The sequence below is a fragment of the Streptomyces stoeckheimensis genome (assembly GCF_045822005.1).
In the GTDB taxonomy this organism is placed as follows: Bacteria; Actinomycetota; Actinomycetes; order Streptomycetales; family Streptomycetaceae; genus Streptomyces; species Streptomyces stoeckheimensis.
Genome location: NZ_CP169550.1, coordinates 5254825 through 5280792 on the forward strand (window position 1 = coordinate 5254825; position 25968 = coordinate 5280792).

The window sequence follows — 25968 nt, forward strand, 5'->3', positions numbered from 1 at the left end:
TTGCGCGGGATCACAATGGCCGCTGTTCAGAGGCATTGGGACAACCAGGCGGCGTTTCCCCTCCTGGCCAGATCTCCCCACTCGCTTCGGGGCTGGGGAGTCCTAGCCAGCCGCGACCTCAGCCCAGACCATCTGGCCACGTGTGTGCTGGATGGTTCCCCAGCGCACGGACAGGCAGTCGACCAGCCAGAGGCCCCGCCCGTTGACGTGGTCCTCGACGCACTGTTTTGGCGGCTGCCCACCCCGCGGTCTCTGACCTCCACGCGCACATGGTGAGCGTGTTCACGGGACTCGACGCTCAGGGCCACCCTCACCGGCCCCGAGCCGCGTACGACGGCGTTCCCCACGAGTTCGGAGACGATCAGCACGACATCGTCCGCGGCGTGGGAGAGGCGCCACGTATTCAGTTGGCTCGTCACCTGACGGCGAGCCGCACCGCACGAGGCCGTGCTGGCCGGCAGAAGCCAGACACGACGGGAGGAGGCCGTGGTGGCCGGTCCTGCGGTTTCCGTTGACATAACGAGCTCGCAGAGGGGGAGTCTGAGAACGGTGACAGCGGTTCAGCGGCCGATGCCCGAATCAGTGATGGTCGTCTGGATATGCCGGGCCGATGATCGACGTCGGCCTGACCCGTCCCCGCTCTTCCGGCCAGCAGGGCGAGACGCTGTCAGCTGGAGGGGGAAGCAGGCCACACATACACGTTTAGGTTCTATGGGGCGATGCTATTTTCCAGGCCCCGCACCCTTCATTGGAGGACAGCCCAAGGTGACGCCCCCCGATTAGCCGTTCACGCAACCGCCGTCACGGCCGCGGCGTCCGACGGATCTCGAATGACGGGTTGCGGCTATCAGCTACGACATCCCAGGCTTCGAGGCAGGGCCAGCGTTACGACCCGTTCCATGAACACATCTGGGTCTGTTCCGGGCCACCCTCCCTTTCTTTCTGGGACTTCGATGCGAAGGGGGAGGAGGAATCCCCGTTCGGCGCACGCGATGTCCCCCAGGTCGATATCTGCGACGTCCACACCCAGCGAATCCCTCAGCCTGGACCCCACCCTGTCCAGGGCCTGGCACTCGCTGTCGCCAGAAACGAGAACCCTGACCCCTTCAGTCGAGTAACCCCGCGCAGAGCTCGCCCTGGCGTCGGCGTGCAGATCGTATAAAGATCCACTACCCGGCCTGTCCTTGACTCAGAAGAGAGAGATCGGGCCGTCGGGAATCCAGCCCTCCACGTATCCGGTCACGAGCGAAACCAACCCCTCGGGGGAGATTTCGCGCCGTCGGCGTCGCAGATCAGAAACACCCCACCTCACATGCGACGGAGCACTCCCTTCGAACAGCTCGCCCTGCTCGTCACTGACGTGAATGATCAAAGCGCGTGACGTCGTAGCGCGGTCGAACTCCCACGTCTCCCCGAGTCGCGACTCGAACGTGCCGTAGACAGAGCCGAACCGAGGATTCTGTACGTGCCATTCCTCGAGCAGAAACCTGGTCGCAGCGTCTTCGAAGTCGGTGCTGGCTCCGACACGGATCTGGGGAACGCTCCACCTGCCGCAGCATCCACCGCAGAGCAGGAGCCGGCGCTTCTTGTCGAGCAGGAGCAGGTACGCGAGGCGGTCTGACCGGGGCCATGGGACTTGTGAATCGGGCATGACGCAAGACTGCAATGATGCTACTTAAGTGGCAATCCATGTGCTGCCGGATGGGCGATGACCGCTGAAGCCTGCTGTCCCGGTCCGGGTATGGGGCCGGACCGGGACAGCAGGGAATCGCCTGCGGGAAGGAGGGTGCGCGACCTGCCGTGGCCTGCGGAAACGCCAATACGCCGTTTGAGTTCGACGGGGTAGGCGTTTGGCCGGCTCTCAGCTCGCGGGGCTTGATCTGCGGCGATGGAGTTTCCGACAGATCCCACGAAGGCGGGCCCTGCGTGCAACGTGGCTGGCTGCTCTGCGTGAGAGTCCGGCTCGCCTCGGCAAGGTCCTGGGCTGTCACAAGGGCAGCCCAGGGACAGGGTAGCGGATCAGGGCGGGGCTCCGCGGGTCAGTTCTCGGGGGAGCGGCCGGGGCGCGTCGGGGGCTCGTCGTCGCGGTCGACGCGAGGAAGTGGGAGGGGTGACGGTGTGCGTCCGACCTCAGTGCGTCAGGAACCGGTTCCGCAGTCGGGCCGTCGTGGCCGGGGTGATGCCGACCTCGTCCGTCAGGTAGGAGTGGACCGAGCCGTGGCGGGTGGCGAGGTCGGCCAGGGTCAGGCGCAGGATCTCGGCGGGTGCGCGGCCGTACGAGGGCCAGCGCATGGTGCGGCCCGGGTGGGCGGCGTGCCAGTCGGCCGTCAGCCGGGCGGTGGCCAGCTCGGTCAGGGCGAAGTCCGCGAGGATCTGCTCCTCGTCCACGCCGAGGAGGGTCAGGACGAGCGCGGCGATCAGGCCGGTGCGGTCCTTGCCCGAGGTGCAGTGGAAGACCGCGGGTCCCGGGCCCTCGGCGAGCAGTTCGATCGCGGCGCGGATCTCCGCCACCCCGTCCTCGGCGACCTCGGCGAACCGGTCCGCGAGGAACCGCCACGGGTCGGTGTCCGGGTCGATCTCGGCCTGGTCGTACGGCCGGTGCTCGATGCTGTGGTTGGCGTACGTGAACCGCTCGGGCTCCGGTATCCGCCCCTTCGCCTCGATCTCCCAGGGGTAGCGCAGGTCGATGACCGTCCGCACGCCGAGGTCCAGGAACCGGTCCCAGTCGGCGCCCGCGAGCTTGCCGAGCGAGTCCGCCCGGTAGAGGGCGCCCCACACGACGGTGGAGCCGTCCTGCGTGCGATAGCCGCCCAGGTCACGGAAGTTGTGCAGTCGCTCGAACTCGATGTGGCGGGTCGTGGTCATGCGCGGATCCCCTCGGTGCGTACCGATGATCTTCCTGTGGTCGAGAGGCTACCCGGGCGGCTCAGCCCATCCGCAGGGCCGCGGCGAAGTCCATCTTGTCCTCGAGCCGGCTCAGGTTGCGCCCCGTCAGCGCCTCGATGCGGCTGATCCGGTAGCGCAGCGAGTTCACGTGCAGGTGCAGTGCCTCCCCGCAACGCGCCCATGAGCCGTCGTGTTCCAGGAAGGACCGCAGTGTGGGCACCAGGTCGGAGCGGTAGCGCCGGTCGTAGTCCGTCAGCGGGGCCAGCAGCCGGCGGCTGAACTCCCGCCGGACCTCGGCCGGGATCAGCGGCAGCAGCGCCATGACGTGCGCGGCGAGATCGTCCGGCCCACGGGCGGCGACCTGTTCCGAAGGGGCCGCGACCTGACGGGCGTTACGGGCCTGCGCGAGCGCGTGCCGCAGTTCCGCGGCCCCGCCCACCGGGTCGCTGACGCCGAAGGCCAGCCGCTCCCCGGCCCGCAGCCCGCGCGGCAGCGAGCCGCCGGCGACCCGGACGAGCGCCTCGGGGGTCAGCCGTGCGTCCGCCCCGACGAGCACGAAGGCGACGGCCTCGGCCCCGTCCCCGGCCGTGGTGACGGCCATCCGCGGACCGGCGTCCGGCCCCAGGCAGCGCGGATGCAGCAGGACCTCCTCCAGCAGGTCGCGCACGGACGCCGGTACGGGGAACCCGTGCGCCCCCTTCGAGTCCAGCCGGGCCGATACGGCCTGCCAGAGCAGCCGGCCTTCCGAGTCGGCGTCCCCGGCGGTCCCGGCGTCCCCGGCGACTCCGACGGCCCCGGCGTCCCCCGCCGTGAGCCGGGCCGCCGCCTCCTCTTCCTCGAAGAGCGCCTGCCCGCCCTCCCCGACGGCTGCGGCCGAGCCGACCAGCGCCAGCAGCCGTTCGGCTGCGCGCCGCCGCATCGTGCGATCGGTCTCGCGGCCGCCGCGCTCCACCGAGACCAGCCGCGCGAGCCGGTCCAGCAGGTCGAGGCGTTCGTCGTTCCAGTCGGCGCTGTCGGCCTCGACGGCGATCAGCCAGTCGGTCAGCGCCGCACCGGGAGCGCAGTCCCCGTCCCCGGTGCCGGAGCGGACCGGGAACAGGGAGAAGGCCGTCCCGCGCGCGACCGTGCGGTGCGGGGCCCGCTCGCCCGCCCGTTCGGCGGCCAGGAACCGCCCGGCCAGCGCGGAGGCCGTCTTCTCCGGCAGCGGCGGCTGAGCGCCCGCGATCTGCCGGCCGGTCGGGGACAGGATGTGCGCGTGCAGGTCCAACTCGGCCAGCAGCAGTTCGAGGAGGGCTTCGGCCCCCGCCCCGGCCTGCCGTTGGGTGCTGAAGCGCCGGTGCCGGTCGACGAGCGCGGCGAGGCCGCCGATCCGCTCCTCGGTGCGGCCGCGCGCCACGTACTCGGTGACCGAGGTGAACGGCACCTCCACGCCCACCGCGAGCAGCGGCAGCCCGTACCGGGCGCAGGCCTCCACCAGATCGTCGGGGACGTGGCCGAACTGCGCCTCGCCCGCGCCCAGCGCGACGGCGCCCGCCTCCACGAGCACGCGGACGAACGCGTCGGACCGGCCGGCCCCTGCGTCCTGGCCGGCCCCCGCGTCCTGCCGGTGCCAGGCCAGTCCGGACAGCACCAGGTCCCCCGGGGACACGAAGCGACCGGGGTCGGGCAGGTCGATGGTCACCGTTCCGAGGACGGGCCGGTCGAGGTCCCGCTCGCCGCCGGGCAGCCGCAACAGGCGCAGCAGACACAGGTCCGCAGGCGCCTGGGCCTCTTCGGACGACAGCAGATCACGCAGCCTCATGACCCCACTTTGCCATGCGGCGCCGGGTTCCCGATCGCGACGGATTTCCGCTGAACCCCAGGTCAGGCCTTTACGTTGGGGTAATTCGACGGAAATCGGGGTGAGTTCGCGAGCCCCGGTTCGTGGGATCCGTGCCCGCGGACGACAGGCCCTAGAGGCCCATCGGGGCGTGCAGTTCGACGAGGAGTTCCACCTCGACGGGTGCGTCCAGCGGCAGCACGCTCACGCCGACCGCGCTGCGCGCGTGGATGCCCGCGTCGCCGAAGGCGGTGCCCAGCAGCTCGCTCGCGCCGTTGAGCACGCCGGGCTGTCCCGTGAAGTGCGGGTCGCTGGCCACGAAGCCGACCACCTTGACCACGCGCTTCACCGCCGAGAGGTCCCCGGCGACGGAGGCGACGGCGGCCAGCGCGTTCAGCGCGCACTGCTGCGCCAGCTCCTTGGCCTGCTCCGGGGTGACCTCGGCGCCGACCTTCCCGGTGAGGGGGAGCGCGCCGTCGACCATCGGGAGCTGCCCGGAGGTGTACACGTAGTGCCCGCTCTGTACGGCGGGCACGTAGACGGCGACCGGCGAGGGCGTCGGCGGGAGCTTCAGGCCGGCGGCGGCGAGGCGCTCTTCGGGGGTGCTGGTCATGCGCGGATCTCCTTGTGGTCGCCGGCAGGGGAGGGGCTCGGGCGCGGGAAGAGGATGACCGGCTTGATCATGCCCGGCTCCTTCGCGGCGAGCCGCCCGAAGGCCTCGCCGACCCGGTCGAACGGGAATTCGTGCGTGGTGATCACCGTCGGGTCCACCAGCCCGTCCCCGATCAGGTGCAGGGCGCGCGCGAGCCGCGCCCCGCTGCTCTGTGGCGGCCGGCAGCGGGCGTACGTGATCTTCCCGCTCTCCGAGAGCCCCCCGCGGGCGGCCCTCGCGGCGGCGGGCTCCGCCGTCGCCATGATCGCGCGGTCGGCGCCCGCGCCGCCGGTCAGCTCCATGATCCGCTCGGCGGTGTCCTCGTAGGCCGGGTCGATCACCACGTCGGCCCCGAACCGCAGGGCGAGGCGCTGGCGCTTCATCTCCGGCTCCACGGCGATGACGCGGGCCCCGCGCAGCCGGCCGGCCGCGATGGTCGCGCCGAGCCCGACCGCGCCCTGGCCGAAGACGACGACGCTGCCGCCCGGCGGAGGCCCGGACTCCTCGGCGGCGGCGAAGCCGGTGGGGAGCGCGCCCGCCGCGTAGAGGGCCTGGTGGTCGGAGATGGTGTCGGGGAGCGCGATCAGCCCGGCCCCGGCCGACGGGGCGCGGAAGAACTCGGCGAGCCGCCCGTGGCCCTCGACGCCGACGCGCCGGCCGACGTAGGACGGGCAGACCCCGGGGCCGACTTCCTCGACGACGCCGACGGCCTCGTGGCCGAGCCCGCCGGGCGCCGCGTTGGCGATGTGCCCGTCCCAGGCGCAGATGAGCGCGGCCGTGGTGCGTACGAGGACCTCGCCCGGCCCGGGTTCGGGGACGGGCCGGTCCAGTACGGCGGGCGGCTCGCCGGCACGGCGCAGCGCGAAGGCCTTCACGAGTCTCCTCACTACGTCGTTACACGGTCCGGTTTCCAACCATGCGGGTACGGATCCGGCCCGGCGGGGGGCCGTAGGTCGGGACCTGGCGGGCCTACGGTCGGCACTTCGAGTCGCTGCTCGTCCCGTCCCGGGCCCCGTACCGCCCCGTTGGGCCGTCGCGGAGGCCGGGCGCCGGGCGCCGCCCGCACCGCCGCATCCCCGTCCCGCCCGCGCCGCCGCATCCCCGTTCCACCCGGGGAGCGCACGCTCACGGCCGGGTGACCCGGACCTGGTAGCTGCCGTTGCGCAGCTCGCCGACGACCGAGACGCTGATGCCCGACTTCTCGTCGGTGAAGGTCTCGCCCGGGCGGAACGGCGCGTCCGAGAGCTCCGCGTGCACGTTGGAGCGCCGGGTGCAGCCCCCGCTCGCGCCGGAGCTGTCGGAGACGGTGACGGGCCCGCGGCCGGTGTCCACCTCGGAGTCCACCTTGTAGATGAGCACGCCGGGCTTGCAGACGGCCTCGTCGTTCCCGGCACGGGTGCGCACCTCCACGGCGTACCCGGCGCTCTCCGAGACGGGGATGAAGGCCAGCTTCGTGCCACCCTCCACGGCCAGCGGGCTCAGCACGTGGTCGCTGACCCCGGACTTCCCGGCGCAGCTGATCTGGTTGCTGTCGAGCCAGCCCAGCTTCCACTTGTGCCAGCCCAGCAGGTCGTTGTTGGCGCCCCAGTCCTCGCTCATGATGTCCCAGTGCCCCACCGTGCCGCCGCCGTCGGCGGTGTAGAGGTCGGGCAGGCCGAAGACGTGCCCGTTCTCGTGGGGGAGCACGCGGTAGCCGGTCTCCCGGTAGGTGCCGGAGCCGTCGTCCTGGCGGCTGTAGACGAAGGACGTGTTGGCGAGCGGGACGCCGTCCGCCATCGGGGCCTCGCCGTTGCCCGAGAAGGTGACGGAGAGGACGGTGTCGAGGGCGGAGGGGCCGGCGTTCGGGGTGACGAGGATGTTTATCAGGTCATACCGGGAGAAATCGACCTCGGCGTCGGAGGTCTTGATGATGTGCTCGACGAGCTGGCGGTAGCCGGGCTCGTACGCGGAACCCCGCTCGATCCCGTACGCCGCGAACGGCATCGGCATCCGCAGCCAGTTCTTTATCGGCGCCTCGGCCCGGTAGGTCAGCCGCCCGTAGGAGCTGGTGCGGAACCAGTCGGACGTCTGCGGGAAGAACTCCGCCAGCCGGTCGGCCGCCGTGCCCTCGCCCTTGGCGTCGGGGAAGTCGATCATCAGGTTCAGCGCCCGGACCTCGCCGGTCGAGCGGGAGTACCCCGGCGCCGTCGGCAGTCCCTCGGACATCTGCACGCCCATCGCGCCGGAGATCCGGCAGGGTGCGAGCAGTGCCTCGGCGCTGGTGGCGCCCACCGGCCCGGCCGCCGAATGGCTGCGGCCGGATATGCCCGCGCTCGCCGTCGCCGTGATGCCGAGTGCCAGCGCGGTGATGCCGATGAAGACGCTGGTGCGGCTTGGCTTGCGTATCCGGTGGCGCGTCTGCGACATGGAGATCGGCCTTCGGGTCCGCGGCAGCCGGCCGGGTCCGGACTGCGCTCTGTGGGCCCACCCTCCGACGGCTGGAGTGGGCCCGCGCGCCGGAAGAGGCCAAATGGGATCAAAAGGCCCGGAGTGGTGTGACCCAGGTCACACGGAAGAGTGAAATAAGCGGGGACCCTCTCCCCGTTTGAACCAGAGTCCCCATGAACCGGGGAGCTGCTCCCCGTTTCGAGGAGCGAGCAACCCGCCCGGAAGTACGCGTGACCCTGCCAGGGAGTCGTCCATGAAGAGCCCCGCCACCACCGATCCGGCGGCCCTGCCCGTACCGGGCCCGGAGGCCGACCTCGACCTCACGGCTCCGGCCGCGGGTGTCGCGGCCGGAGCCGCAGGTGCGGGCACGGGCACGGGCACGGGCACGAGCGCAGGTGCGGGCACCGGCGCGGGCGCCTGCGCGGCCGTGGGAGCGGCTGCGGGCAAGGTCAAGGCGGCGGTCAGGGCGGCGGGCAAGGTCGCGGGCAAGCGTGCCCGTACCGGCACGGACGCGGTCCCGCGCCCGCGCGCCGACGCCGTCCGCAACCGGGAGCGCATCCTGGCCGCCGCCCGCGACGTGCTCGTGGAGTTCGGCCCCGCCGCCCCCCTCGACGAGATCGCCCGCCGGGCCGGCGTGGGCAACGCCACGCTCTACCGGCACTTCCCCGACCGCCCGGCCCTGATCCACCACGTCGTGCTCTTCGGTCTGGACCGGGTGACCGCTCTGGCCGTCGACTCGCTCGCCGAGGAGCCGGACGCCTTCGCCGCACTGTGCCGGTTCACGCACGCGGCGGCGGACGAGCGGATCGGCGCCCTGTGCCCCGTGCTCGCCAGCGACTTCGACCACGACCACCCCGAACTGGTCGCCTCCCGCGAGGTCTTGGAGGAGACGATCGAGGCCCTGCTGACCGCCGGCCGCACCTCCGGGCTGGTGCGCGCGGACATCGGCGTCGGCGACCTGATGATCGCGCTGTCCCAGCTCAGCCGCCCCCTCCCGGGCACCGGCTGCTTCGATGCGAACGTGTTCGTCCACCGTCATCTGCAGCTGTTCCTCGACGGGTTGAGGGCGCCGGCGCGCTCCGAACTGCCCGGCTCGGCGACCACGCTGGCGGACTTGAGGCGGAAACCCATGTGACGCCCCCGGGTCGCGCCCTTTAGCGTCGCAGGACCGCCCTAATCGTCACTTTTCAGTCATCTCGCACCATGAAGTGGGTACCCCCATGTCAAAAACAGCCGCGAACCCGCAGCTGACCGGCGCCGACCCCAGTCGCTGGAAGGCCTTGGTCTTCATCGCGCTGGCGCAGCTGATGGTCGTCCTCGACGCCACCATCGTGAACATCGCCCTCCCGTCCGCCCAGACCGACCTCGGCATATCGGACGGCAACCGCCAGTGGGTCATCACCGCGTACGCGCTGGCCTTCGGCGGACTGCTCCTCTTCGGCGGCCGCATCGCCGACAAGTGGGGCCGCAAGAACGCCTTCATCGTCGGCCTCATCGGCTTCGCCCTGGCCTCCGCGCTGGGCGGCGCCGCACAGGGTGAGGCCATGATGCTGGGCGCCCGCGCCCTCCAGGGCGCCTTCGGCGCACTGCTCGCGCCCGCCGCGCTCTCGCTGCTGGCCGTCATGTTCACCGACGCCAAGGAGCGCGCCAAGGCCTTCGGCATCTACGGTGCGATCGCCGGTGGCGGTGGCGCCGTGGGCCTGATCCTCGGCGGCGTCCTCACCGAGTACCTGAACTGGCGCTGGACCTTCTTCGTCAACATCCCGTTCGCGATCGTCGCCGCCGTCGGCGCCTGGATGATCATCCGCGAGCCGGCCGGCGGCCGTAACCGCGCGCCGCTCGACATCCCCGGCGTCGTGCTGTCCACGACCGGTCTCGTCGCCCTCGTCTACGGGTTCACCCGCGCCGAGTCGGCCGGCTGGGCCGACGGCCTCACCGTGGGCATGTTCATCGCCTCCGCCGTGCTGCTCGCCGCGTTCGTCTACGTCGAGTCCCGTACGGCCCACCCGCTGCTCCCGCTGCGCGTCCTGCTGGAGCGCAACCGCGGCGGCGTCTACCTCTCGCTGGGCCTCGCCGTCATCTCGATGTTCGGCCTGTTCCTCTTCCTCACCTACTACCTGCAGGTCGTCAAGGGCTTCTCGCCCGTCACGACCGGCTTCGCCTTCCTCCCGATGATCGTGGGCATGATCACCGGTTCCACGCAGATCGGCGCCCGCCTCATGACGCGGGTCCCGCCGCGCCTGCTGATGGGCCCCGGCTTCATGGTCGCCGCCAGCGGCATGCTGCTGCTGACGCAGCTCGAGGTCGGCTCCTCCTACCCGGCGCTGATCCTGCCGGCGCAGCTGCTGCTGGGCCTCGGCATGGGTACGGCGTTCATGCCCGCCATGTCCCTGGCCACGTACGGGGTGAACCCGGCCGACGCCGGTGTCGCCTCCGCGATGGTCAACACCTCGCAGCAGGTGGGCGGCGCGATCGGCACCGCCCTGCTGAACACGATCGCCGCCTCCGCGACGACCGCGTACCTGACCGACCACGCGGCCGAGGCCGCGTCGGGCGGCCCGGCGGCGAAGCTGATCCAGGCCCAGGCCATGGTGGAGGGCTACTCCTCCGCGATCTGGTGGGCGGTCGGCATCCTGGTCGCCAGCTCGCTCATCGCCCTGACCCTCATCACCACCGGCAAGCCGGGCGCGGGCGACCCGGTCGCCGAGGGCGAGGACGCCGACATGAAGATCCCGGTGATCGCCCACTGACCCGAGGCTCACCAGAGGGGGGCGGACCCCGCTCCGGAGTACGGGAATGACTGATGACCCCGCGTTGTTCAAATTTGAACGACGCGGGGTTAGTCTGTGTGTGGCGGCCCGCCGTGACGATTCCTGGAGCCCCTGATGCCGACGCCCGAAGCCCTGACCCCCCACCGGACCCGGATGCCGGCGCTCTACCTGAGCCACGGAGCCCCGCCGCTCGCGGACGACCCGGTCTGGCCCGGCGAACTGGCCGCCTGGTCCGCTGACCTGCCCCACCCCCGCGCGATCCTGATGGTCTCCGCCCACTGGGAAGAGGCCCCGCTCGCCCTCGGGGCCACCGAGCCGGTCCCGCTCGTCTACGACTTCTGGGGCTTCCCCGAGCACTACTACCAGGTCCGCTACGACGCCCCGGGCGCACCCGAGCTGGCCGCGTCGGTCCGCAAACTCCTCAAGGCTCCCGGCACCCCCGTCCAGGACATCCCCGACCGCGGCCTGGACCACGGCGCGTACGTCCCGCTGGTGGAGATGTTCCCGGAGGCCGACATACCGGTGCTCCAGATATCCATGCCGACCCTCGACCCGCGCCGCCTGATGGAGATCGGCCGCAAGCTGGCCCCCCTGCGCGACGAGGGCGTCCTCATCGTCGGCAGCGGCTTCTTCACCCACAACCTGGCCGCCCTGCGCCACACCGGCCCCGGCGTCCCGTCGTGGTCCGCCGAGTTCGACGCGTGGGGCCACGAGGCCCTGGCCGCCTCCGACATCGACGCCCTGCTCGACTTCGAAGCCAAGTCCCCGGCCGGCCGCCTGGCCCACCCCCGTACGGAACACTTCGCCCCGCTGTTCGTCACCCTGGGCGCCGCCGAGGCGGACCTCGCCACCGCCTCCACCCCGGTCTCGGGCTTCTGGATGGGCCTCTCGAAGCGGTCCCTGCAATTTGGCTGACCGCGAGCGGCTCTGGTGCCCCAGCGGCTCGGCGTACGCGCCGGAGTCGCTCGTCCTCGCGGTCCGCGACGGCCTCGACGGCCCGCCGGTCTACCTCCCCGCACCCCGCCCGGCGGCCGAAGCCCTGGCCGAGCTCGCCGACGGGGTGGAACCGCGCCGCCTGCTCCGCCTGGCCTCCCACTGCGTTCCGCACTGCCTCAACCGCGAGGCCGACACCTGCACCCTGGCCACCCGCCTGACGGCGACCGCGAGCCCCCCGTCCCCCCTCCCGCCCTGCCACCTCCGCCCGGCCTGCAAGTGGTGGACCCAGTCGGGCCCACCGGCCTGCCGTGCCTGCCCCGAGGTTTCCACCCGTCCTGGTCAGGGCACGCGGGGCGGCCCCGTGATGTCCTCGCCGATGCTGAACCCCTTGGCGGGCCCGCTCGGGATGATGGCCGTGGAGCCGTAGCCCGCCCGGACCTCGTCGCCGTAGATGGCCTGGTCGGGATCGGGGGCGGTCAGCACGGTCACGATGCCGTGCTCGTCGTGGTCGTCGATGAGGACGTAGACGGGGATGCCCGCCCGCGCGTACTCGCGCCGCTTGCGGGTGCGGTCGCGCGTGACGCTGTCGCTGCCGGGGGAGACGACTTCCACGATCAATTGGACGGCGGAGGCTTTGATGCCGATCCCGTCCTCGCTGCCGTGCTCTTCGGTGTCCTCGGGCGCCACCAGGACGTCGGGGATCCAGGCTTTCCGCCCCTCGATGACATTGGTGTCCTGGAGCGCCGCGAACTCGCTCCGGTCCAGGAACCTGTCCAAGGCACGGCGAAGACGGTTGGCGATCTGGCTGTGCGACAAGCGACCCGTGGGTGACACCTCGATGAGCCCCTCGATGATCTCGGCGTGGTAGCCCTCGGGGAGTTCGATTGCTTTCCATGCCTGCCACAGGGCGTCGTCAAGGTCCGACGGGGGAGTCGCGACCTTCGGCATTACGGCCTCCAGCGTCTCGTGGGCGAGAGCGGTCATGTGCAGCACCTCCTCTGAGTGTGGGCGTCCTGGGCTGGACGGCACAAGCGACTCTCCGATGCTCGGAGAGCGGCCGGTCATGCCGCAGGAATATGCCGGACGTTCGCTCGGACGGGGAGGTCGTCGCCGGACGAGGCAACCAGAAGCCGCCGGGGCTCGTCTCCTGGGGTGGGAGTGCAGCCGGGGGTGGCGCTGCGGCAGGGGCGAAGGCGGCCGTGTCAAGTGTGACGGTGGTCTCATCGCCACCTCCCCCGGGTGGCCCGCCAGGCCTCTGGGGCCGGCCGCGATCCCCGCCCTGACCTGCGGATCTTCAGGCCCGGCGGCGTCGCCGATCCACTCGGATCGGGGGATGGCGGGGCAGGATACTGCAAGATCTCGAAAAACAGGGAGCGACGTGGGAATTCTGTCCCGATTCCAGTCGTTGTTTCCTTCGGAAGCGGGCACTCGGGAGAGTGTCCGGGCAGCCGCACCAGTGCAGCCGAACCACCGCACCACCGCGACCGAACTCATCGCAAGGGAGCACGCATGGCAACCCGCGCCGTCGCCCGTCGTCAGTCCACGAGCAGCGCTCGCGCTGTGGGCGGGGAGATCGCAGACCGCGACCTGGTCGGCATGTACCTGGACGAGATCGCACGCACCCCGCTGCTCGACGCGGCCAAGGAAGTCGAGCTCTCGCAGATCATCGAGGCGGGCGTGTACGCCCAGCAGATCCTCGACGGCGCGATAGAGCGCAAGGGCAAGAAGCCCTCCCAGGAGGAGCTCGAACTCCTGGCCGCCGAGGGCGAGCGCGCCAAGGAAGTCTTCATCCGCTCCAACCTGCGCCTGGTCGTCGCCGTGGCCCGCCGCTACCCGCGCAGCGGGCTGCCCCTCCTCGACCTCATCCAGGAGGGCAACGCCGGCCTGGTCCGCGCCGTGGAGAAGTTCGACTACGCCAAGGGCTTCAAGTTCTCCACGTACGCCACGTGGTGGATCCGCCAGGCGATCACCCGTTCCATCGCCGACCAGTCGCGCACCATCCGCCTGCCCGTCCACCTGGTGGAGGAGCTCGGCCGGATCCGCCGGGTCCAGCGCGAGTTCAACCGCGAGAACGGCCGCGACCCGGAGCACGCGGAGATCGCCGCCGAGCTGGACACGACGGAGAAGCGCGTCGGCGACGTCCTGGACTGGGCGCGCGACCCGGTCAGCCTGAACATGGGCGTGGACGAGGACGGCGACACGCAGTTCGGCGACCTGCTCGAAGACACCTCGGCCATCTCCCCGGAGCAGTCCGTCCTCTCCCTCCTCCGCAGCGAGGAGCTGGAGGACCTGCTGGGCAAGCTGGACCAGCGAACCGCGTCGATCATCAAGATGCGTTACGGCATCGACGACGGTCGAGAGCGTACGCTGACGGAAGTGGGCAAGCAGCACGGCCTGACTCGCGAGCGGATCCGCCAGATCGAGAAGCACGCGCTGCTCGAACTGAAGAAGATGGCCCGCGACACCGGCTTCGACGCGGTGGCCTGACCGGCCCCGAGAAGAAGCCCCCCGTACGAGCCCCCGGTGCCTATCCCCCCCAGGCGCCGGGGGCTCCCCTTTGCCCGCGCCCATTCCAGCCCCTCCGGCGTTTGAGGAGCGGGGTCTGGGGCGGAGCCCCAGCCCTTTACGGGTCCGGGCGCAGCCCGGGGAACGGTGGAAGGGCGGGTAGGGGACAAGCCCCGCAGGGCCCCGGCTACGGCTGCGCCCCCGCCGCCTCCACCAGCCGCGCCCCCAACGCCCGAGCCGCCTCCACCAGAGCCTCCGGCCCGTGCACGGCGAACGGCACCCCCACCAGCCCCAACCGCGCCACCAACCACTCGGGCGAGTCCGCGGACTCGAACCGCACCCGAACCCCACCCGATTCCGCCACCCCGGAACCCGGCTCCAGAACCACCCGCTCCCGCAACCACCCCGGCAGGGCATCCGCCCGCCCGCCCTCACCCGTGAAGGTGACATCCACCAGGTAGGTCCCCCCACCCCGCAGCCCCCGCCGCACGAACTCCACCGCATCCATCGGCAGCTCCCGCTTCACGAACCGGACCCCCGTCGCGTACGGCTCGCTCACCCGGTCGACGCGGAAGGTCCGCCAGTCCCCGCGCTCCATGTCGTAGGCCACGAGGTACCACCGGCTCCCGGTGCTGACCAGCCGGTACGGCTCCACCAGCCGCCGCGAGGCCACCCCGTCCCCGGCCAGGTACGCGAACCGCAGCCGCTCCGGACCCGCCACCGCCGAGGCGATCGCCGTCAGCGTCCGCGGATCCACGCGCGCCCCGTCGCCCCGCGCCACCGCGACCGTCGCCGACTGCAGCGCGCCCACCCGTCGCCGCAGCCGCCCCGGCAGGACCTGCTCCAGCTTCGCGAGGGCTCGTACGGAGGCCTCCTCCACGCCCTCGATCGCGTGCCCGGCCCCCGCCCGCAGCCCCACCGCGATCGCGACGGCCTCCTCGTCGTCCAGGACGAGCGGCGGCATCGCCGCCCCCGCCACCAGCCGGTAGCCGCCCTCCGCGCCCAGCGTGGCCTCCACCGGGTACCCGAGCTCCCGCAGCCGGTCGACATCGCGCCGGATCGTGCGGGCACTCACCCGCAGTCGCTCGGCCAGCTCGCTCCCGGGCCACTCGCGCGGGGTCTGGAGCAGGGAGAGCAGGGAGAGGAGGCGGGCCGGGGTATCCGTCATGGTTCAAAGGTGCCAGCCAATTAGGACACCAACTGACCTACATGCCGTCTAGGTTTCTCTTCATGAGCACCGAGACGACCCAGTCATCGCCCGAAGGAAAGAACGGGCCCGTACAAGAAGAGCGGACCGACCCTCCCGCAGAGACCACCTCGATCAGCAAGGCCGGCGACGGCGCCGCCATCAGCGAGCCCGGCGAGCCCGATGCCCCCGCCGACCGCCGCCGCTGGATCGCGCTCGCCATCGTGATGACCGCCGCCTTCATGGACCTGGTCGACGTCACGATCGTCAACATCGCGATACCCCGGATGCGCTCGGACCTCGGCGCCTCCACGAGCGCCATCCAGTGGATCACCGCCGGATACGCACTCGCCTTCGCCGCCGGTCTGATCACCGGCGGCCGTCTCGGTGACATCTACGGCCGCAAGCGCCTCTTCCTCATCGGCATATCCGGCTTCACCGCGGCTTCGCTGCTCTGCGGTCTCGCTCCGAACCCCGACGTGCTCGTCGCCGCCCGCATCCTCCAGGGCGGCATGGCGGCCATGATGGTCCCGCAGGTGCTCGCGATCATCCACGTCACCTTCCCGCCGCACGAGCGCGGCAAGGTCTTCGGCCTGTTCGGCGCGATCATCGGCCTCGGCGCCGTCTCGGGCCCGATGCTCGGCGCGCTGCTCACCGAGTGGAACATCGCCGGTCTCGAATGGCGCCCGATCTTCCTGATCAACCTGCCGGTCGGCATCGCCGGCGTGATCCTGGGCCGCAAGTTCATCTCCGAGTCCAAGGCCCCCAAGGCGCTGCGCCTGGACCTGGTGGGCGTGGTGCTCGCCACCCTCGCCCTGGTCATGCTGATCTTCCCGCTCACCCACGGCCGCGAGAACGACTGGCCCGTCTGGGGCTTCGTCTGCATGATCGCCTCGCCCGCGGTCTTCGGCGTCTTCATCGCCTACGAGAAGTACAAGATCCAGAAGGACGGCTCCCCGCTCGTCGAGCTGTCCCTCTTCAAGGTCAAGAGCTTCGCGGGCGGCATCGCCGTCCAGCTGACCTTCGGCATCGCGACCGGCATCTTCTTCCTGGTCTGGACGCTCTACATGCAGATGGGCCTCGGCTGGAGCGCCCTGAAGGCCGGCTCCACCGGCATCCCGTTCTCGATCGCCGTCTCGGCCGCCGCGGGCATGTCCGTACAGAAGCTCGTACCGCGCTTCGGCCGCAAGGTGCTCCAGGCCGGCGCGCTGGTCATGGCCGCGGGCGTGCTCCTCTACATCTGGGAGTCGGACCGCTACGGCATGACCATCACCTCCTGGCAGATGGCCGCCCCGCTGATCGTCATGGGCATCGGCATGGGCCTGATCATCGCGCCGCTGACCGACACCGTGCTCTCCGAAGTGCCGCGCGAGCACGCCGGCTCGGCGTCCGGGCTGATCAACACCACCGGCCAGATGGGCAACGCACTGGGCCTGGGCCTGACCTCCGTCGTCTACTTCGGCTTCATCGAGGACGACCGGGTCTTCGGACCGCCCTACGTCGACGCGTTCCACAACGCCATGTGGTGGGTCGTGGCCGTCCTGGTCGTGATCTTCTCCGTGATGTTCATGCTGCCGCGCAAGGCCGTCCCCATGGCCGAGCGCGAGGGCGGCACGGAGTTCGCCGGCTAGTACCGAGGCCTCGCCTCACTCACGGGCATGTCCGCATCTGTTGGCGGACATGCCCGTTTCTTTTGTTTTCGGGCGCAAGCGGGCGTACTCTACGAGAGAACCCACAGAGTCGGGCATCGAACGGATCTGAAACCACATGTACGCACCGGAGCGCCAGCAGGAGATCCTCCGCCTCGCCCGCGAGGCGGGCCGGGTCGACGTCCTGTCCCTGGCCGACCAGTTCCAGGTCACGGCCGAGACCGTGCGCCGCGACCTCAAGGCCCTGGACCGGGCCGGGCTCGTGCGTCGGGTGCACGGCGGTGCCATACCGGCCGGCCGCCTCGACTTCGAGCCGGACCTCACCGAGCGCGAGGCCACCGCGGCCGACGAGAAGGACCGCATCGCGGCCGCCGCCCTCGCCGAACTCCCCGACGGCGGAAGCATCGTGCTCGACGCGGGCAGTACGGTGGCCCGCCTCGCGGCGGCCATTCCCGTCGACACCGCGCTCACCGTGGTCACCCACGCGCTGCCCGTCGCCGCCCGGCTCGCCGACCACACCGGCATCGACCTCCACCTCGTCGGAGGCCGGGTCCGCCACCGCACCCGCGCCGCGGTCGACGCGTGGGCCCTGAGGGCGTACGCCGAGATCCGCGCGGACGTCCTCTTCCTCGCGACGAACGGCTTCACGGCCGAGGGCGGCCTGACCACCCCCGATCTCGCCGAGGCCGCCGTCAAGCGGGCCGCGATGGCGGCAGCCCGCCGCGTCGTCCTCCTCGCCGACTCCGCGAAGGCGGGCCAGGAGCACTTCGCGTGCTTCGGCACCTTCGCCGACGTCGACCTCCTCATCACGGACCAGGGGCTCAGCCCCGCCCACAAGGCGGCGATCGAGGCCGCCGGTACGGAAGTTGTGCTCGTATGATCCTCACCGTCACCCCCAACCCCTCCCTCGACCGGACCTACGAAGTCCCCTCGCTGGACCGCGGTGAGGTACTGCGCGCCACCACCGACCGGGTCGACCCCGGAGGCAAGGGCGTGAACGTCTCCCGCGCGGTGGCCGCCGCGGGCGTCCGTACGACGGCGGTCCTGCCGCTCGGCGGCGCACCGGGCACGATGATCGCCGAACTCCTCGGCGCCCAGGGCGTGGACGTCACGGCGGTCTCCATCGCCGGACAGACCCGCTCCAACATCTCCCTCGCCGAACCGGACGGCACGCTCACCAAGATCAACGCCACCGGCCCGGCGCTGACCGCCGAGGAATCGGCGCTCCTCCTGGAAACGGTCCGCACCTGCTCGGGCGGCGCCGCCTGGATCGCCTGCTGCGGCAGCCTCCCGCGCGGCCTGAGCCCCGAGTGGTACGCCGACATCGTGACCCGGGCCCACGCCGCGGGCGCCCGCATCGCGCTGGACACCTCCGGCCCGGCGCTGCTCGCGGCGCTGCCGGCCCGCCCCGACGTGATCAAGCCGAACGCCTCGGAGCTCGCGGAGGCGGTCGGGCGGCCCCTGGCCACCCTCGGCGACGTGCTCAAGGCCGCGGACGAGCTGCGCTCGCTGGGCGCGGGCGCGGTCCTGGCCTCCCTCGGCGCGGACGGCCAGCTCCTGGTCTCCGAGGAGGGCACCTACTACGGCACGGCGGCCGTCTCCTCGGTCCGCAGCAACGTCGGCGCGGGCGACGCGTCCCTCGCCGGCTTCCTGATCGCGGGGGGTACGGGCCCTGCGGCCCTGGCCTCCGCCCTGGCCCACGGCGCTGCCGCGGTCCAGCTTCCGGGCAGCGCCATGCCGGCCCCGTCCGACCTGCGCCCCGACGCGGTCCACATCACCCAGGACCTGCCCCTGGACCTCCCTCTGTCCGAAATGAGCGACGAGCGATGAGCGAGATGATGCAGAGCCTCCTGCGGGCCGAACTGGTCGACCTCGACCTGTCCGCCGAGTCCAAGGAGGGGGCGGCACGTGCCCTCGCCGAACGGATGGAGGCGCTCGGCCGGGTCGCCGACCTGGACGGCTTCCTGGCCGACGTGGCGGCGCGCGAGGCCCAGATGCCGACCGGCCTGGAGGGCGGCATAGGCATCCCCCACTGCCGGTCCGCCCACGTCACGACCCCCACCCTGGCCTTCGGCCGCTCCACCTCCGGCATCGACTTCGGCGCCCCGGACGGCCCCGCGGACCTGATCTTCCTGATAGCCGCCCCGGCCGGCGCCGACGACGCCCACCTGTCGATCCTCTCCACCCTGGCCCGCCGCCTGATGCGCCCGGACTTCGTCGCAGCCCTCCGCGCGGCGCGGACCCCGGCGGAAGCGGCGGCCCTGGTGGCGGGCGAGCCCAATCCAGCCCCTCCGGCGTTTGAGGAGCGGGGGTCCGGGGGCGGAGCCCCCGGTCTCGGGAAGGGGCGGGGTGGGGAAAGCCCCGCAGGGCAGCCGTTCCGAGTGGTGGCCGTCACCTCCTGCCCCACGGGCATCGCCCACACCTACATGGCGGCGGAGTCCCTCCAACAGGCCGCCGCCGAGGCCGGCATCGAGCTCACGGTCGAAACCCAGGGCTCGGCCGGCTTCACCAAGCTCACCCCCGAAACCATCGCCGCCGCCGACGCGGCCGTCTTCGCCCACGACGTCCCGGTCAGGGAAAGGGCCCGCTTCGCCGGCAAGCCCACCGTCGACGTGGGCGTCAAGGCCGGCATCAACCGCCCGGCCGAACTCCTCCAGGAGGCCCGCGACAAGGCCGCCCGAGGCGAGGTCTCCACCACCCCGACCCCGGTCGAAGAGGCCGGCGAGCCCCAGGACGGCTACGGGGCGAAGCTCCGCACCTGGCTGATGTCCGGCGTCAGTTACATGGTCCCCTTCGTCGCCGCAGGCGGCCTCCTCATCGCCCTCGCCTTCGCCATCGGCGGGTACGAGATCAACACCGCCCCCTCGGTGGCCGAGCACTTCGTCTGGACCGAGGCCGCCAGCTGGGCCGCGCTCCTCTTCCAGACCGGCGGCCTCGCCTTCGGCTTCCTGGTCCCGGTCCTCGCCGGTTACATCGCCTACGGCATGGCCGACCGCCCCGGCCTCGTCCCCGGTTTCGTCGGCGGCGCCGTGGCCCTGACCATCAACGCCGGTTTCCTCGGCGGCCTGATCGCCGGCCTCATCGCGGGCGGCACCGTCCTCGCCGTCCAGCGGCTGAAGATCCCCACCGCCCTGCGCGGGATCATGCCGGTGGTGGTCCTGCCGCTCATCGGCTCCGCCATCACCGCGTTCCTGATGTTCCTGGTCGTCGGCAAGCCCGTGGCCTCGCTCCAGCAGGCCCTCACCGACTGGCTGTCGGGCCTCTCCGGCGCCAACGCGATCATCCTCGGCGTCATCCTCGGCCTGATGATGTGCTTCGACCTCGGCGGCCCGCTCAACAAGGTGGCCTACGCCTTCGCCATCGGCGGCCTCGCCACCCCCAACGAGGGCAGCCTCAAGGTCATGGCCGCCGTGATGGCCGCCGGCATGGTGCCGCCGCTGGCGATGGCGCTGGCCACCACGGTCCGCGGCCGGCTCTTCTCCAAGACCGAGCGCGAGAACGGCAAGGCCGCCTGGTTCCTCGGCGCCTCCTTCATCAGCGAGGGCGCCATCCCGTTCGCCGCGGCCGACCCGCTGCGCGTGATCCCGGCCTCCATGGTGGGCGGCGCGGTCACCGGGGCGCTCTCGATGGCCTTCGAGTGCACCCTGCGGGCCCCGCACGGCGGCATCTTCGTGATCCCGCTGATCGGCAACCCGCTGCTCTACCTGGTCGCCATCGCCGCGGGTACGGCCACCAGCGCCGGCCTGGTCATCCTCCTCAAGGGGATGCGCAAGCAGGACGAGACCCCGCGGCAGCAGGCGGGGGCCGCCGAAGCGGCGCCCCTGCCGGAGCCGGCGCAGGTCACCGTCGCCGCCTGACCCGACCCGCCCCCGTCACCTCACCCGCGCGCGGAGCTCCATGGCTCCGCGCGCGGCCGTTTCGGTCTCGTAGACCTCGCACATGTGCCGCCCGTCCGGCGTCACCGTGTGCTCGACCTCCCACAGGCTGAACTCGCTGCCGTCCAGCAGGACGAAGGAGTGCTCGTACAGGCTGAAGCCGGCGTCCCGCCCGTCCGCCAGGCACTGCCGGGTGCCGAACACCTGGGTGATCTGGTGCGCGTAGGCCGAGCGCAGGAGCAGGGCCACCCGCTCGCCCGGCCGGTCCGGGTTCTCCGCACGGCGCAGCACCCGGCGGGCGTGGTCCGCGGACTCCTCCAGCGCGTACTCGCGGTGCCGCTGGGCCGGGGTCGGGTTGGTGAACAGCGAGCTCAGCACGGCGATGTCGCTCTCCGGCTCCTGCTCGACCGTCACCTCCACGAGCTCCCGCGCCACCTGCGAGGGGACCTCGCCGAAGAGCCGGGCAGCCGCGAGGCAGGTCTCCGCCTTGCTCGCGAAGACCTCGTACCGTATCGAGAGGTCGGCGTCCTGACGGTGCGCCAGCTCCCACAGGACCACGGAGTCGCCGTCGGACAGCAGGTAGGCGTGCCGGTGTATCTCCCGCCACGGTCCCGCCGCCGGGCTGCGCCGGGTGGTGTGGAGCGAGGACCTGTGGGCGAGCGCGGTGCCCAGCCGCTCGACCAATTCGTCAGGCAGGTCGAAGGAGTTGAGGGCGCGGCCCAGGAGTCGCTCGAGGTGCGCCTCGGTTGTCTCGTGCGGATCGCTCAAGGTGGGTCTCCAGGCCGTCGCAGCTTGTCACTTCACGGAAGCTCAACGTAGCCCCTGGGTCTGACATCACGTCCGGGGTTCGGTAAAACGTCCGGGAAGCGTCAGGGGTTCCAGCCACCCCTTCAGGTCAACCTCCATGTCGATGAGCATGGTTGGGCCGGATTGCGGACACAAGGGCGGGAGCATGACCGTATGGCAACAAATACCGTGGGCGTCCCCCGCCAGCAGGGCCGCCCCCAGAACCACAAGGACGCAGAACCGATCGCAGCTCCCCGCGCGCTGGCCTGGGTACTGCTGATCACCGGGGCCGCCGGAGTGCTGGCCGCCTGGGTCATCACCCTGGACAAGTTCCTGCTGCTGGAGAACCCGAACTTCAAGCCCGCCTGCAGTCTCAATCCGGTGGTCTCCTGCGGCAGCGTGATGAAGAGCGAGCAGGCGGCGGCCTTCGGCTTCCCGAACCCGATGCTGGGACTGGTCGCCTACGGGGCGGTCGTGTGCGTGGGCGCCGGCCTGCTGGCCGGGGCCCGCCACCGCGGCTGGTTCTGGCTCGGCCTCAACGCCGGAATGCTCTTCGGCGTCGGATTCTGCTCCTGGCTCATGGTCCAGTCGCTCTACGAGATCAACGCGCTCTGCCTGTGGTGCTGCCTGACCTGGGCGGCCACCCTGGTGATGTTCTGGGCGGTCACCGCACACACCGTCCGGACGGGGATCCTCCCCGCGCCCGCGCCCGTACGGAACTTCTTCGCCGACTTCGGCTGGGCCCCGCCCGTGCTGCACACCGGCGTGATCGGGATGCTGATCCTGACCCGGTGGTGGGACTTCTGGACCGGCTGAGGCCGCCGGACGACATGAGAGGGCCCCGGCAGCTGGACGCTGCCGGGGCCCTCGTCACTTCACGACTTCACACCGCAACTTCGAACGCGTCGCTCCACGGGCACCGAGTCTGTGGACCAGGAGGGCCCGGACCGTAGGTCGGGAGCGGAGATCAGCTGTTGGCGGAGAGGTTGCCCGAGAGGACCGGGATGTTGCTGAGGATGTGCGAGAGCGGCTCGTCGCCCTTGGCCTGGGTGGAGTTCTCGGTGCACTGCTGGTTCTGCGGGTTGGACAGGACGTTGATGTCCTGGACGCCGACGTTCACCAGGGCCACCAGCGACTGCGCGTTGATCTTGGCCGGCAGACCGATGCAGGGCTTGTTCAGGGTGCCCTGGACGACTCCGAGCTGCGGGCTCATGTCACCGTGGGTCTTCTGGTTGCCGTACGCCTGCACGGCGCCGTTCCCGTTGACGGTGTTGATCCCGTTGTCGTTGCCGATCGCCATGGCGGGGGCGGCAGCAGCAGCGCCCGCGCCGACGGCGGCGGCGGTGACCGCGGCAGCAGTCATGATCTTCTTGAGCATCTTGATCCTTTTGTCGCACGAGTGCCCGCTAGTGGAGCGCCCTGATCAACTGCCCCGCGCGAGGGTTGGTTCTGCTGCTTCACTCAAACGGCCTGTCTGCGTGCAGGTTTTCCCCGGGTGGGGTGAGCCGCCCCCGGACGCGTGCGCGAAGCCCGTACGCACCCCGCAGCGGCGTAAGGGACCCCGTGCTCGTGTTGCGCTCCGTGGAACCCCTTCGCACGGTGGGTAAGGAAGCGGATCGCTCGGGTCCGTTTCTGAGCGACCACCAGAAGGAACACCCATGCACCGCACCAAGGCCTCCCGCATCCGCGTCCTCGTCCCGTCGGCCCTGGCGGTCGTCATACTCACCGGCGCGGCAGCTCCCGCGGGCGCCGCGGAAGGTGCCGGGGCCGCCGCGAACCGAGTGGCGGCAGCCCAGGAGGAGATCAACGAGAGGGTGGCGGCGGCGGGTCCCGTCGAAGACGCCCTCGCCGCGGTCTCCAAGATCCTGGCGGACCTGACCAAGAGCTTGGGCACGCTGCTGCCGGGGATCAAGATCCCCGAGATCAAACTGCCCGCGCTCCCGTCCCTGCCGGCGATCCCCGCGCTCCCTGCCCTGCCGGAGATCCCTGCGATCCCGGGGCTCCCCGACCTGCAGCTCCCTGCAATTCCGGAGATCCCCGACGTCCCGATCCCCGAAGTCCCGATCCCCGACGTCCCGGCGCTCCCGGTCTCCGATCCCGCGGCCCCGCCCGCGAGTTCGGTGCCCGCCGCGCCTGCGGTGCCCGGGACGCCGACGGGCCTCGTCCCGCAGATCCCGTCGTTCGCCCAGTTCCTTCCCTAGGAACCGGGACGGGGCCGGAACGAGACCCGGATCCGTACACGGACCCGCACGCGGTTACGACTATTGGGCTGAACAGGTCTGATCGCGTGCGGAACCGTGTCGTCTGGGATGGTGGACCGTTTCGCTCGATGTGAGCCCCGGAATCGGGGCAGAACATCGAAGAGAAGGTGCACTTCCCATGAACACTGCCAAGAAGGCCGCCCTGGTCCTGGCCACCGCTGGTCTCGCTGCGGCCGGTGCCGCCGGCTCCGCAATGGCCGACTCCAAGGCCGAGGGCGCGGCCGTGGGTTCCCCCGGTGTCCTCTCGGGCAACCTGGGACAGGTCCCGGTCCACGTCCCGGTCAACGTCTGCGGCAACTCCGTGAACGTGATCGGCGCGCTGAACCCGGCGTTCGGCAACGTCTGCGTCAACGACTGACGTTCGACGCAACACGTGACTGTGGGCGCCACCGGCGAGGCCGGGGGCGCCCACAGTCATGTCGGCGGCAGAACGGGCCGGGCCCGTCAGTGCTTGGAGCCGCCACCGTTGAGCTTCACTCCGCCGAGCAGCGGGGAGGCCTGGGTGGCCCCGTTGGCGAGGCTCATGACCTCGGCCGGAGCATCGTTGCGGACTTCGTTGACCTTCTGGACGGTGGTCACGACCTTCTGGACGCTCTCGCCCTGCTCGGCCAGTCCGTTGCCCACGGTCTGGGGCAGCGCCGCCGATACCGGGTTGACCGAGTCGGTGACGGCCGTCAGCCCGCTCGTCAGGCTCATGGGGACGGCCGGCGCCTCGGTGACGGCGAAGGCGGGGGAGGCGGCGCCGAGGGCGGCGACGGAGCCGGCGACGACTGCGGCGACCTTCGAGAGCTTCATTGTCTGAATCCTTTTCTAGGGGTGCCCAGTGGCGACCGTCGCGCCACTTTCGACCTGGTTAACGATTACCCGGCGCCGCGGAAACGCGGAACCGAACACGGCAACGGCCGGAGAATCCGACAAGGGATTCTCCGGCCGATATTTCTTCCGATTACCGTTATTGCCGTCAGGCGGCGTTACGGGACCTGCGGTACAGAATCGCGCCGCCCAGGATCAGGGCCGAGGCCAGCGCCGCCGCGGCGCCGGGCTGGCCGGCACCGGTCGCGGCCAGTTCCTGCCGCGTGGGGCCCGCGGGGGCCGCCGCGACGGGAACGGCCTCGGGCGCGGGGGCCGGGGCCGGCGCGGGAACCGGGGCCGGGGCGGGAGCCGGGGCGGGCAGCGGTGCCGGGGGGAGCGGGACGGGCAGGTCACCGGCGGGGGCCGCCGGCGGCTGGTCGGCCGGGGGCACTACCGGAGCCGGGTGCTCGACGACCTGGCTGCCGTGCGGGGGCATCGGCGCGGGAGCCTCCTGCACGACGGGCGCCGGAGCGGGGAGCGTGTGCGGAGCCTCCTCCACTACGGGAGCGGGCCCGGGGGCCGGCGCCGGAAGCGGCTGCGGGGCCTCCTCGACCGGGGCGGGTGCCGGTGCCGGCACGGGTGCCGGTACGGGCTCGGGCTGCGGCGCGGGCGCCTGCTCTACGGGAGTGGGGTGCTCCGCCTCGGGCGCGGGCAGCGGCTTCGGCGCGGGGGGCGCGTGCTGCGGGGCCGGGGGGTGCTCGGCGTGCTGCTCCGGCGGGTGCTGCGGCCGCGGCTCGGGCTTCTCCGGGGCGGGGTGGTCGTCGCACTCCTCCTCGCCGGAGGTGCCGGAGCCACCGGAGTCTCCGTAGCCGCCCTGCGGCCCGGGTCCGTGATCCTCGTGGCCGCCCGGCTGCTGGGGCCCGTGATCCTCGTGGCCGCCCTGCTGCTCCGGTCCGTCGTCACCGTAGCCGCCCTGCTGCTCGGGTCCGCGGTCGCCGTAGCCGCCCTGCTCGTGCCGGTCCTCGCGGTCCTCGCGCCGGTCGTCCCGGTCGTGCTGGTCTACGTACCGGCGGACCTGCTCCGCCTGCTGCGGGCTGAGGTAGCGCTCGTAGTCGTGTCCGCCGTCGGAGCCGGTCGTGGTGGCGCAGTTGTTGCCCATGGCGGGGTTGAGGCCCGCTCCGGCGTCCACGGTGTTGCCGCACGCGTTCGGCGAGAAGGTGATCGGTACCGAGACGCTGTTGCCGGCCAGCACGCCCGGTGAATGGGAGGCCTCGGCCATCGCCCCGGGTTGTGCGTAGGCCGCGCCGGTCGCGATCGACAGCAGACTGGACGCGGCGGCCGCGGTGAGCACCCCCTTGCCCAGTACCTGTCGGCTCAGTACCTGTCGCATGGGTCCTTCCCTGTCTACCGGCCCTGCGGCCGG

The 25968-nt window shown here is 71.6% G+C and carries 25 protein-coding genes; 12 read left to right on the plus strand and 13 right to left on the minus strand.

Annotated features, from left to right (window positions below; translation table 11 throughout):
- Window positions 1–26: 26 nt before the first annotated feature.
- The 7 genes from ACE1OC_RS24010 to ACE1OC_RS24040 all read right to left on the minus strand — a co-directional run bounded on the left by ACE1OC_RS24010 (window position 27) and on the right by ACE1OC_RS24040 (window position 7763).
- Window positions 27–518: an ATP-binding protein gene (locus tag ACE1OC_RS24010; RefSeq protein WP_407838750.1), complete on the minus strand. Its 492-nt coding sequence runs from the start codon at window positions 516–518 to the stop codon at window positions 27–29.
- Window positions 519–1189: 671 nt separating this feature from the next.
- Window positions 1190–1651: an NUDIX domain-containing protein gene (locus tag ACE1OC_RS24015; protein WP_407838751.1), complete on the minus strand. Its 462-nt coding sequence runs from the start codon at window positions 1649–1651 to the stop codon at window positions 1190–1192.
- Window positions 1652–2130: 479 nt separating this feature from the next.
- Window positions 2131–2865, minus strand: coding sequence for a tyrosine-protein phosphatase (locus tag ACE1OC_RS24020; RefSeq protein ID WP_407838752.1), 735 nt, complete (start codon window positions 2863–2865; stop codon window positions 2131–2133).
- A gap of 61 nt (window positions 2866–2926) precedes the next feature.
- Window positions 2927–4687 (minus strand): PucR family transcriptional regulator, encoded by a 1761-nt coding sequence (locus ACE1OC_RS24025; RefSeq protein ID WP_407838753.1) that lies wholly within the window; start codon window positions 4685–4687, stop codon window positions 2927–2929.
- A 151-nt stretch (window positions 4688–4838) separates the two neighbouring features.
- Window positions 4839–5318: a RidA family protein gene (locus ACE1OC_RS24030; RefSeq protein WP_250737675.1), complete on the minus strand. Its 480-nt coding sequence runs from the start codon at window positions 5316–5318 to the stop codon at window positions 4839–4841.
- The gene (locus ACE1OC_RS24035) at window positions 5315–6232 is read right to left on the minus strand and encodes a zinc-binding dehydrogenase (RefSeq protein WP_407838754.1); all 918 of its coding nucleotides are present in this window, start codon (window positions 6230–6232) and stop codon (window positions 5315–5317) included. The genes ACE1OC_RS24030 and ACE1OC_RS24035 overlap by 4 nt, the downstream gene beginning before the upstream one ends.
- Window positions 6233–6482: 250 nt before the next feature.
- Entirely contained in the window at window positions 6483–7763 is a 1281-nt protein-coding gene (locus tag ACE1OC_RS24040; RefSeq protein ID WP_274547984.1) for a M6 family metalloprotease domain-containing protein, read from the minus strand.
- A 448-nt stretch (window positions 7764–8211) separates the two neighbouring features.
- On the opposite strand from ACE1OC_RS24040, the gene ACE1OC_RS24045 reads away from it, so the two are divergent.
- The 4 genes from ACE1OC_RS24045 to ACE1OC_RS24060 all read left to right on the plus strand — a co-directional run bounded on the left by ACE1OC_RS24045 (window position 8212) and on the right by ACE1OC_RS24060 (window position 11918).
- Window positions 8212–8919, plus strand: coding sequence for a TetR/AcrR family transcriptional regulator (locus ACE1OC_RS24045; RefSeq protein WP_407841660.1), 708 nt, complete (start codon window positions 8212–8214; stop codon window positions 8917–8919).
- A gap of 85 nt (window positions 8920–9004) precedes the next feature.
- The gene (locus ACE1OC_RS24050) at window positions 9005–10534 is read left to right on the plus strand and encodes an MFS transporter (RefSeq protein ID WP_407838755.1); all 1530 of its coding nucleotides are present in this window, start codon (window positions 9005–9007) and stop codon (window positions 10532–10534) included.
- A gap of 135 nt (window positions 10535–10669) precedes the next feature.
- Window positions 10670–11470: a dioxygenase gene (locus ACE1OC_RS24055; protein WP_407838756.1), complete on the plus strand. Its 801-nt coding sequence runs from the start codon at window positions 10670–10672 to the stop codon at window positions 11468–11470.
- Window positions 11463–11918 (plus strand): hypothetical protein, encoded by a 456-nt coding sequence (locus ACE1OC_RS24060; protein ID WP_407838757.1) that lies wholly within the window; start codon window positions 11463–11465, stop codon window positions 11916–11918. Before ACE1OC_RS24055 ends, ACE1OC_RS24060 begins: the two co-directional genes overlap by 8 nt.
- On the opposite strand, the gene ACE1OC_RS24065 is transcribed toward ACE1OC_RS24060, so the two are convergent.
- On the minus strand, window positions 11831–12475 hold the full coding sequence (locus tag ACE1OC_RS24065; protein ID WP_407838758.1) for a Uma2 family endonuclease: 645 nt from the start codon (window positions 12473–12475) through the stop codon (window positions 11831–11833). The two genes, ACE1OC_RS24060 and ACE1OC_RS24065, sit on opposite strands and share 88 nt — an antisense overlap.
- 525 nt (window positions 12476–13000) lie before the next feature.
- Between ACE1OC_RS24065 and ACE1OC_RS24070 the strand changes: the two genes are divergently transcribed.
- Window positions 13001–13978: a sigma-70 family RNA polymerase sigma factor gene (locus ACE1OC_RS24070; RefSeq protein WP_250737663.1), complete on the plus strand. Its 978-nt coding sequence runs from the start codon at window positions 13001–13003 to the stop codon at window positions 13976–13978.
- A gap of 205 nt (window positions 13979–14183) precedes the next feature.
- On the opposite strand, the gene ACE1OC_RS24075 is transcribed toward ACE1OC_RS24070, so the two are convergent.
- Window positions 14184–15164, minus strand: a complete 981-nt coding sequence (locus tag ACE1OC_RS24075; protein WP_407838759.1) for a helix-turn-helix transcriptional regulator — start codon at window positions 15162–15164, stop codon at window positions 14184–14186.
- A gap of 62 nt (window positions 15165–15226) precedes the next feature.
- Between ACE1OC_RS24075 and ACE1OC_RS24080 the strand changes: the two genes are divergently transcribed.
- From ACE1OC_RS24080 to ACE1OC_RS24095, 4 genes are all read left to right on the plus strand, one after another.
- Complete coding sequence (locus ACE1OC_RS24080) at window positions 15227–16813, plus strand: MFS transporter (protein ID WP_407838760.1); 1587 nt, start codon at window positions 15227–15229, stop codon at window positions 16811–16813.
- 136 nt (window positions 16814–16949) lie between these two features.
- Window positions 16950–17711, plus strand: coding sequence for a DeoR/GlpR family DNA-binding transcription regulator (locus tag ACE1OC_RS24085; RefSeq protein ID WP_407838761.1), 762 nt, complete (start codon window positions 16950–16952; stop codon window positions 17709–17711).
- A complete protein-coding gene (gene pfkB / locus ACE1OC_RS24090; protein ID WP_407838762.1) occupies window positions 17708–18661 on the plus strand; it encodes a 1-phosphofructokinase in 954 nt (317 codons plus the stop codon). Before ACE1OC_RS24085 ends, pfkB begins: the two co-directional genes overlap by 4 nt.
- Window positions 18662–18669: 8 nt before the next feature.
- Window positions 18670–20688: a PTS fructose transporter subunit IIABC gene (locus ACE1OC_RS24095; RefSeq protein ID WP_407841661.1), complete on the plus strand. Its 2019-nt coding sequence runs from the start codon at window positions 18670–18672 to the stop codon at window positions 20686–20688.
- 15 nt (window positions 20689–20703) lie between these two features.
- Here ACE1OC_RS24095 and ACE1OC_RS24100 read toward each other — a convergent pair whose 3' ends face one another.
- Window positions 20704–21474: a DUF6227 family protein gene (locus tag ACE1OC_RS24100; protein WP_407838763.1), complete on the minus strand. Its 771-nt coding sequence runs from the start codon at window positions 21472–21474 to the stop codon at window positions 20704–20706.
- Between the two features lie 192 nt (window positions 21475–21666).
- Between ACE1OC_RS24100 and ACE1OC_RS24105 the strand changes: the two genes are divergently transcribed.
- On the plus strand, window positions 21667–22308 hold the full coding sequence (locus ACE1OC_RS24105; protein WP_407838764.1) for a vitamin K epoxide reductase family protein: 642 nt from the start codon (window positions 21667–21669) through the stop codon (window positions 22306–22308).
- A 151-nt stretch (window positions 22309–22459) separates the two neighbouring features.
- Here ACE1OC_RS24105 and ACE1OC_RS24110 read toward each other — a convergent pair whose 3' ends face one another.
- Window positions 22460–22870 (minus strand): rodlin, encoded by a 411-nt coding sequence (locus ACE1OC_RS24110; protein WP_407838765.1) that lies wholly within the window; start codon window positions 22868–22870, stop codon window positions 22460–22462.
- Between the two features lie 280 nt (window positions 22871–23150).
- Between ACE1OC_RS24110 and ACE1OC_RS24115 the strand changes: the two genes are divergently transcribed.
- Window positions 23151–23693, plus strand: coding sequence for a hypothetical protein (locus ACE1OC_RS24115; protein ID WP_407838766.1), 543 nt, complete (start codon window positions 23151–23153; stop codon window positions 23691–23693).
- 178 nt (window positions 23694–23871) lie between these two features.
- Window positions 23872–24111, plus strand: coding sequence for a chaplin (locus ACE1OC_RS24120; protein WP_250737633.1), 240 nt, complete (start codon window positions 23872–23874; stop codon window positions 24109–24111).
- Between the two features lie 86 nt (window positions 24112–24197).
- Here ACE1OC_RS24120 and ACE1OC_RS24125 read toward each other — a convergent pair whose 3' ends face one another.
- Together ACE1OC_RS24125 and ACE1OC_RS24130 are read right to left on the minus strand one after the other, a co-directional pair.
- On the minus strand, window positions 24198–24548 hold the full coding sequence (locus tag ACE1OC_RS24125) for a hypothetical protein (protein WP_407838767.1): 351 nt from the start codon (window positions 24546–24548) through the stop codon (window positions 24198–24200).
- A gap of 166 nt (window positions 24549–24714) precedes the next feature.
- The gene (locus tag ACE1OC_RS24130; RefSeq protein WP_407838768.1) at window positions 24715–25935 is read right to left on the minus strand and encodes a chaplin; all 1221 of its coding nucleotides are present in this window, start codon (window positions 25933–25935) and stop codon (window positions 24715–24717) included.
- Window positions 25936–25968 lie beyond the last annotated feature (33 nt).

Excerpts from the sequence above, each read along its gene's own strand:
- ACE1OC_RS24010 (WP_407838750.1), bottom strand. The coding sequence starts at position 518 with ATGTCAACGGAAACCGCAGGACCGGCCACCACGGCCTCCTCCCGTCGT.
- ACE1OC_RS24015 (WP_407838751.1), bottom strand. The coding sequence starts at position 1,651 with ATGCCCGATTCACAAGTCCCATGGCCCCGGTCAGACCGCCTCGCGTAC.
- ACE1OC_RS24020 (WP_407838752.1), bottom strand. The coding sequence starts at position 2,865 with ATGACCACGACCCGCCACATCGAGTTCGAGCGACTGCACAACTTCCGT.
- ACE1OC_RS24025 (WP_407838753.1), bottom strand. The coding sequence starts at position 4,687 with ATGAGGCTGCGTGATCTGCTGTCGTCCGAAGAGGCCCAGGCGCCTGCG.
- ACE1OC_RS24030 (WP_250737675.1), bottom strand. The coding sequence starts at position 5,318 with ATGACCAGCACCCCCGAAGAGCGCCTCGCCGCCGCCGGCCTGAAGCTC.
- ACE1OC_RS24040 (WP_274547984.1), bottom strand. The coding sequence starts at position 7,763 with ATGTCGCAGACGCGCCACCGGATACGCAAGCCAAGCCGCACCAGCGTC.
- ACE1OC_RS24050 (WP_407838755.1), top strand. The coding sequence starts at position 9,005 with ATGTCAAAAACAGCCGCGAACCCGCAGCTGACCGGCGCCGACCCCAGT.
- ACE1OC_RS24055 (WP_407838756.1), top strand. The coding sequence starts at position 10,670 with ATGCCGACGCCCGAAGCCCTGACCCCCCACCGGACCCGGATGCCGGCG.
- ACE1OC_RS24065 (WP_407838758.1), bottom strand. The coding sequence starts at position 12,475 with ATGACCGCTCTCGCCCACGAGACGCTGGAGGCCGTAATGCCGAAGGTC.
- ACE1OC_RS24070 (WP_250737663.1), top strand. The coding sequence starts at position 13,001 with ATGGCAACCCGCGCCGTCGCCCGTCGTCAGTCCACGAGCAGCGCTCGC.
- ACE1OC_RS24075 (WP_407838759.1), bottom strand. The coding sequence starts at position 15,164 with ATGACGGATACCCCGGCCCGCCTCCTCTCCCTGCTCTCCCTGCTCCAG.
- ACE1OC_RS24080 (WP_407838760.1), top strand. The coding sequence starts at position 15,227 with ATGAGCACCGAGACGACCCAGTCATCGCCCGAAGGAAAGAACGGGCCC.
- ACE1OC_RS24085 (WP_407838761.1), top strand. The coding sequence starts at position 16,950 with ATGTACGCACCGGAGCGCCAGCAGGAGATCCTCCGCCTCGCCCGCGAG.
- pfkB (WP_407838762.1), top strand. The coding sequence starts at position 17,708 with ATGATCCTCACCGTCACCCCCAACCCCTCCCTCGACCGGACCTACGAA.
- ACE1OC_RS24095 (WP_407841661.1), top strand. The coding sequence starts at position 18,670 with ATGCAGAGCCTCCTGCGGGCCGAACTGGTCGACCTCGACCTGTCCGCC.
- ACE1OC_RS24105 (WP_407838764.1), top strand. The coding sequence starts at position 21,667 with ATGGCAACAAATACCGTGGGCGTCCCCCGCCAGCAGGGCCGCCCCCAG.
- ACE1OC_RS24110 (WP_407838765.1), bottom strand. The coding sequence starts at position 22,870 with ATGCTCAAGAAGATCATGACTGCTGCCGCGGTCACCGCCGCCGCCGTC.
- ACE1OC_RS24115 (WP_407838766.1), top strand. The coding sequence starts at position 23,151 with ATGCACCGCACCAAGGCCTCCCGCATCCGCGTCCTCGTCCCGTCGGCC.
- ACE1OC_RS24120 (WP_250737633.1), top strand. The coding sequence starts at position 23,872 with ATGAACACTGCCAAGAAGGCCGCCCTGGTCCTGGCCACCGCTGGTCTC.
- ACE1OC_RS24125 (WP_407838767.1), bottom strand. The coding sequence starts at position 24,548 with ATGAAGCTCTCGAAGGTCGCCGCAGTCGTCGCCGGCTCCGTCGCCGCC.
- ACE1OC_RS24130 (WP_407838768.1), bottom strand. The coding sequence starts at position 25,935 with ATGCGACAGGTACTGAGCCGACAGGTACTGGGCAAGGGGGTGCTCACC.